6 protein-coding genes and 1 pseudogene are annotated in these 5,543 nt (G+C 57.5%); 2 read left to right on the top strand and 5 right to left on the bottom strand.

Translation table 11 applies throughout. The features are described from left to right. The 5 genes and pseudogenes from FHX10_RS34805 to FHX10_RS34825 form a co-directional block, all read right to left on the bottom strand. Window positions 1-172: pseudogene (locus tag FHX10_RS34805) on the bottom strand (S-(hydroxymethyl)glutathione dehydrogenase); the annotation flags it as partial. Window positions 173-571: 399 nt separating this feature from the next. Continuing rightward, entirely contained in the window at window positions 572-1,162 is a 591-nt protein-coding gene (locus tag FHX10_RS34810) for a YceI family protein (RefSeq protein WP_245294544.1), read from the bottom strand. 13 nt (window positions 1,163-1,175) lie between these two features. Continuing rightward, window positions 1,176-2,030 (bottom strand): hypothetical protein, encoded by an 855-nt coding sequence (locus tag FHX10_RS34815; protein WP_063473980.1) that lies wholly within the window; start codon window positions 2,028-2,030, stop codon window positions 1,176-1,178. Between the two features lie 402 nt (window positions 2,031-2,432). Then, window positions 2,433-3,050, bottom strand: a complete 618-nt coding sequence (locus tag FHX10_RS34820) for a TetR/AcrR family transcriptional regulator (protein ID WP_063473981.1) — start codon at window positions 3,048-3,050, stop codon at window positions 2,433-2,435. 56 nt (window positions 3,051-3,106) lie between these two features. Further along, window positions 3,107-3,457 carry a DoxX family protein gene (locus tag FHX10_RS34825; protein ID WP_063473982.1) on the bottom strand — a complete coding sequence of 117 codons (351 nt, stop codon included), beginning with the start codon at window positions 3,455-3,457 and terminating at the stop codon, window positions 3,107-3,109. A 140-nt stretch (window positions 3,458-3,597) separates the two neighbouring features. Here FHX10_RS34825 and FHX10_RS34830 point away from each other — a divergent pair, with 140 nt between their 5' ends. Continuing rightward, window positions 3,598-4,704, top strand: coding sequence for an alcohol dehydrogenase catalytic domain-containing protein (locus FHX10_RS34830; protein WP_063473983.1), 1,107 nt, complete (start codon window positions 3,598-3,600; stop codon window positions 4,702-4,704). Between the two features lie 93 nt (window positions 4,705-4,797). Then, complete coding sequence (gfa, locus tag FHX10_RS34835; protein WP_063473984.1) at window positions 4,798-5,364, top strand: S-(hydroxymethyl)glutathione synthase; 567 nt, start codon at window positions 4,798-4,800, stop codon at window positions 5,362-5,364. Window positions 5,365-5,543 lie beyond the last annotated feature (179 nt).

The following is a 5,543-nucleotide window of genomic DNA, read 5'->3' on the forward strand; positions in this document are numbered from 1 at the left end:
CCGGAAACAGGCCTTCCGGATCGGCGCCCGACAAAGTGAAATCATCGGTGTGGCAGATGCCTGTCGCCTTGACCTCGACCAGCACTTCGCCGGCCTTCGGCCCTTCCAGCTGCACGGTCATCACTTCGAGCGGTTTTCCGGCCTGAACGGCAACGGCAGCGCGAACGTCCATGGGTTTCCTTTCGATTGTTACCAAATTTGCCGCGGCGCGGCCTGAGTGCGAGTGTTACGTCGCAGATGAATGAGGGAGATTTTGATCGGCCGTTGTCACTCCGGATACGGTCGAGCTTGGCGGCGCGGCCTCACCACAAACGAGGACTGCAAACGAACGCATGTAAAGATCCTCCCGATGCGCGCTAACGGCTTTATCCCTGCCTTCCAGCAGCGCTATCTCTCGTTAACATACCAGTTCGTATTTGCATACCCAAAAGTATCTGAGAAGCCGGAAAAACCAACTCGGCTGCCTATCCCAGGCCGGACGGCATAAGGGTTGCGCCCATACGGAAAAATACCGCCGCTTTGTGGCGACGGTATCCCTTCGGGAAGGGACCCTACGGTCCGGATTGTTTGATCAGCCTTGGTGCTCGCGGCCTTCCACCTGAATCACGAGCTCGACCTCATCACCGATCATTCCGAGCGCTGCCTTCATGCCGAAATCGCTCCGCTTCACCTTGGTTGTCGCGCTGAAGCCGACCACGTGGCTTTTGTCCCACGGGTTCTGGCCTTCCTTATTGAACTTGACATCCAGGGCAGCGGACTTGGTGACCCCGGCAATGGTTAGGTCGCCAATAATTTGTCCTGTGGTGTCGGAGGTTTTCTTGAATTCCTTGCCGACGAAGGTGATTTCCGGAAATTCGGTCGCATTGAACCAATCGGCGCCCTGTATGTCGCCGTCGCGCTGCTTGTTGTTCGTCGAGATCGAACCGACCGCGACTTTGACATCAAGGCTGCTTCCCTCGGGCTTCGTGGCATCGAATTCGAAAACGCCTGAGAATTCCTGCGCGACGCCAATCACTTTCGAGAAGCCGAGATGATCGATGTAAAACGCGATCCCTGAATGGACCGGGTCGATGTCGAATTTAGTGGCCCAGGCGGGCGACATCGTTCCGGCGAGCGACGTCATCGAAAGCAACAAAGCTGCAAGTCTGTATTTCATTTTCATTCTCCTCCTCATGTTAAACTGGAAAACTCGATCCATAGTCCAGGAACGCGACAACGACCGCCAACGCGGCCGGAAGCGCAGCCAGGGCGATATGGACGAAAAGGCGCGGAAACTGCCGAGATATGCCAAGCAGCCGGCAGATACCCTCCGAGAACACTGGCAGCACGACGCAGAGGCCGAGGATCGCGATGGCGATGGGATCGGCTTTGCGCGTGATCAATACCACGGTGTAAGCGACGGAAATCAGTCCACCCAATGCGCCGGTCGCCGAGGCGCCGCCAAAGCGGAAAACGGGATTGATGATGTGTATCAGGAGAATTCCCAGGCAACCTGCTACGAGCATCAGACAGAGCTGAAACGAAGAGGACGATGCACCCAGAAGGGCAATCGGCGCGAAGCCGAGCGCGAGCACGGCAACGACGCCGCCCCGCTTTACGTCATCCTCCGCGCGAACCGACGCCCCGCCCAAGACGAGCCACACTATAGCCACGCCAGCCGTTGCAGCTGCCGCCACTTCCCACGTCGCCACTCCCAAGCGGGGCAGGCCAATATAGAATGCGGCCGCCACCGGCTGAAAAAGGGACACAACTCGAACCGCGCGTTGGGCGGCGATCTCGACCGCGAACCCGACTGCCGTCCCGATAACAATCACATAGAATACCTTGTTGACCGCCCCGACAGGCGGAAAAGCCGGCACTTTGTTGTAGACGAGCCAATAGGCTGCCAGCAATGCAGCAGGCATTAGGAGGTCAGTGGGGCGCATCAGGCGGCGCCAGCGCATCAGGCCCGACGCGATAATGCCGACGAGCACCATGGCGAGCAGGGACGCGGCCAGCGCCTCCTGCGGGGAGTTGCCAAATCCAAACATGCGAAGTCTTCCGAATTGCGAGATGTATATCCTGCAGCGCCAGCACGCTGACGCGTGCACCCGGCGCCGACAAAACCGGTGCCTTAGCCTCCGGCTTGCGTGCTTCGACAGCTCACTGTCATCTTACCTTTGCTCATAATCCCCCCATAGCCCGCATGCTCCTCAACAGCGGTCGACGCAGTCTGTAGTTTAAATACCGTATGGTTTTCGCATACCAATTAGACTTTGAATGAAACCTAGTCTTTGAATTTTTAGATGTCAAGCTTGCTATAGGCGCAATGTGGGTGCTTTCCCCCGCAGCGCCGCAGCTTCGACGATCGACAGAATGTTGACAGGTCAAGTGCGTGCGGGACGACTAAGGCAGAGCCGCCCGTTTCTCATGTCGACGGCAGATGGCCTCTGTCAGGCTTTTGCAGGGACACCGGGCGTGGTTGCCCGCGACGAGCGGTACATGTCTCGCAAGACGACCCGGACCATGTCCCCAGGCGCTCCGTCCTTGAGGAAGCTCGAAATACCGCCATAGGTGAGCTCGAGAACGATACCGCCGATATAGAATGGGCTCGCAGGAGGCTGCATAACGAGATCCAACTTGTCGATGAGGATCTTACCTACGCCTTCCCATTGATCCCGGAAAAGCTTGATGTGACGATCTCCCAGCGTGTGATCATGCTGTGCCATGCGCAGCAGCTCGATCGCCAACATCCCCCACTTGCGGTCATCTCCGCGATTGTTCGCCCACGTTGCGAGAACGTCGATGAGGTCCATCGGCTCATCACATTTCCCGAGAAGTTCCGTCAGTTGGACCACGTCGCCACCGGCATTGCCGGCGAGGAGTTGGAGGAAGATGTCTTCCTTGTTGGCAAAGTTCGAATAGAACGCTCCTTTCGAATAACCGGCCTCCTCGGCGATCCGCTCAATCGAAGCCCCAGCGTAACCGTAGCGTGCCATGACTTCATACGCCGACGCTAGAAGCTTCTCTTTCGTTCGAGCCTGACTTTGCTCACGTGTCAGCCGTGCCATTCGCAATTCCCGTTCTCGCGTATCCGGACACCGAGGCGTACCTCAAAATGCAGTGATCATACAAGAGCCGTTAGCAGACAAATGAGTGCCCAGAAGATCGGATACTCCGGCCCCATCTTCTGCCAGCGCCAGTTCATGCCGTTGATCTTCACGACCGCGTAGCCGGCCCCGAGCAATACCGAGGCACCTACGACGGCTGCAACCCTGGGGTAGACAGTAAAAGTCATGCCCACTGCGGCACATCCCTCAGCAACCATGGTAAGGCCCACGAAAAGTCTTCCGGGCTTGAAACCCGCCGCTTCGAATGTACTCCCGGCTTTCTCATAGTGCAGGCCCTTGCCGATGAGATGCGGAATGAACCAGACGCCGCAGAGAATGCGGAGCCAGTCAACCAAAACGAAATCCATTTCTCCTCCTTGACGCCGGCCTCCGCCGGGTCGGCGAGGATAGTTGCCATTCCCCGCTTGCCTTTTCAGATACTAAACGGTATTCACAATCCATATAGGATGTCAATGCGACGCAATCTTTGAGTTTGGGAGGAATACCAATGGAACTGATGCGTGCCGCCCGGCTTCATGCCGTGGGTCAGCCGATGAGCATTGATGAGGTCGAGCGTCCGAAGGCCACCGGAAGTGACGTGATCGTCCGCGTGAAAGCCTGCGGAATGGTTCCGAATCTCGCGAACGTTCTGGCCAACTGGGAGACTTGGTATCCGCAGATGCCATTGCCGCCACGGCCCGCGATTCATGGCCTCGATCCAAGTGGAGTGGTTCACGAGGTCGGTCCCCAAGTGGTCAGCATTAAGCCGGGCGACAGGGTGTACGTGAATCCCGGCCGCTTCTGTGGTGCATGTCATCATTGTTCTTCGGGCAAGCCGCAGGCCTGCGAATATTGGACGCTTGGCGGTTACTTCGGCTACAACCAAAAAAGCATGGATATGTTCGCCCGTTATCCTTACGGCGGGTTCGGCGAATTCATGCTCGCACCGCAGGCTCAGGTCATCAAAATCCCCGACAATATGACGTTCGTCCAGGGTTCCCGTATGGGCTATCTCGGCACCTCCTATGCCGCGCTCAAAAAATGCGGTCCGCTCATGGGCAAGACTCTGATCATCAACGGCGCCACTGGGACGCTAGGCTTGGGTGCAACGCTGTTCGCATTGGCGATGGGCGTTGCCAAAATCTACGCCGTGGCCAGGGGCGAGACATTGCTTAAGCGGCTGAAAGCGATCGCGCCGGACCGGATCGTCACGTTCTCGAACGTGAAGGGATCCTCGGGAGCTTTCGTCAAGGAGCAGACTAACGGGAGCGGCGCGGACTTGATGCTTGATACGCTCGGCGCCAAGGCGCCGCTCGACTCCATGCTGGACGCCATGGGTGGCGTCAAACGGGGAGGGCGCGTCGTCAATATCGGCGGCACGTCTGGGGCTTTGCCCGTCGACGTCAAATGGTGGATGGACGAGCAGATGGAATTGATCGGCTCGGTTTGGTTCACGGCCGCAGAAGGGGTGGAGATTGCGGCGATGGTCGCAGCAGGGATCATCGACATGTCGGTCATGTCACCGATGGTTTGGCCGCTGGAGAGGATCAATGAAGCCATTTCTGGTGTCGGAAAGGACGAAGGCGGCTTCACCTACTACGCTGTCGAACTGTAGCGGAGTTCCAATCGAGCGGCCTAATCGCTGATCGGCCACCTGCCGATCTGAAAGCCGGGCGCAGTTGTCTGGCCAAATAGGAGGAAAGAAGCAATGGCAACCATACACCCTTATGTCGATGGGGGATTGAAAAAGGGCGGCGGCCCGTTCGCTGGAGGCACTCTCGTATGTGAGTGCACGACGAACCCTGTAAAGGTGAAGATCAACGGCGATATCGCCCATAATCATGCCTGCGGCTGCACCAAGTGCTGGAAACCGGTAGGCGCAAACTTCTCGATTGTTGCAGTGGTACCCACGGAAGCCGTGGAAGTCGTTGAGAACGGCGATAAGCTCACGGTCGTCGACGCAACAGCCCTCATCCAGCGACACGCCTGCAAGGAGTGCGGTATCCATATGTATGGGCCGGTGGACCGGGATCATCCGTTCAAGGGCTTATCCTTCGTCCATCCTGAGCGTTTCGAAGAAGAAGGATGGGCGGAACCCGGATTTGCCGCTTTCGTATCCTCAATCATCGAGGCTGGCTATGACCCCTCGAAGATGGATGCAATCCGTGAGCGTCTCACCGAGCTGGATCTTGCGCCTTATGACTGCCTCTCACCTGGTCTGATGGACTACATCGCCACGTGGACGGCAAAGAAGAGCGGTGTCCTGGCGGCTTAGATCGCAAAGAGCCGGACAGCGGTCCGGCTCCCAACCGGAGCCAGTTCAGGAAAGTTCCATAATTCAGCTTATGCCGCAAATTGTTGTAGCGGCTATTTAGTAATGCGACAGTTGGGCCAGTTAGAGATGCGACAGTCTCGCCTCTCGACGTGCTGGTCAATGCCAACGTTGGGAGCAAG

It is taken from the genome of Rhizobium sp. BK591, assembly GCF_014195045.1.
GTDB classification, from domain to species: Bacteria; Pseudomonadota; Alphaproteobacteria; order Rhizobiales; family Rhizobiaceae; genus Rhizobium; species Rhizobium anhuiense.